This window comes from Pseudomonas sp. 67(2021), assembly GCF_017491835.1.
Classification (GTDB): domain Bacteria; phylum Pseudomonadota; class Gammaproteobacteria; order Pseudomonadales; family Pseudomonadaceae; genus Aquipseudomonas; species Aquipseudomonas atacamensis.
Window position 1 is genome coordinate 1 of the sequence record NZ_JAFGYL010000074.1, and the last position, 495, is coordinate 495.

At 43.6% G+C, this 495-nt stretch carries 1 protein-coding gene; it reads right to left on the minus strand.

Translation table 11 applies throughout. From position 1 onward, the window contains the following. On the minus strand, window positions 1–383 hold a 383-nt coding region (locus J5M66_RS26575), incomplete at its 3' end, for a response regulator (RefSeq protein WP_207817540.1). Window positions 384–495 lie beyond the last annotated feature (112 nt).

The window sequence follows — 495 nt, forward strand, 5'->3', positions numbered from 1 at the left end:
GGTTTAGGCAAAGCGCTGAGCTGTGCTTGCGTTAGCTGGGTTAATTGCTTAAATGTCTGCTCCAGCTCTTGAGGATCAATGGGCTTAAGAAGATAAGCTTGTGCTTGTGACTTAAATGCCTCCAATGCATGCTGATCATAAGCTGTGCAAAACACTATGGCAGGTCGAGGATTAAGTTGGCTTAATTGCTCCGCACAGACGAGACCATTCATACCCGGCATCTGGATATCAAGTAAAATCACATCTGGGTGATGAAGCCGTGCCTGTTCCAAGGCATCTTGGCCATGATGAGCTGTTGCAACAACCTCATGTCCCATCTTTGAAACTAAACGTGACAATCGTTCCACTGCAAGTGGTTCGTCATCACAAATTAGCACCTTCATTCATCCTCCTTGTCACCGTTAACTTGGTCCATTTTTTTATGGTTAACTCTGACTGACTTATTATTTTGATTGGTATTGATAGCTCATAATAGTGGTATATAAAGCCTCACCC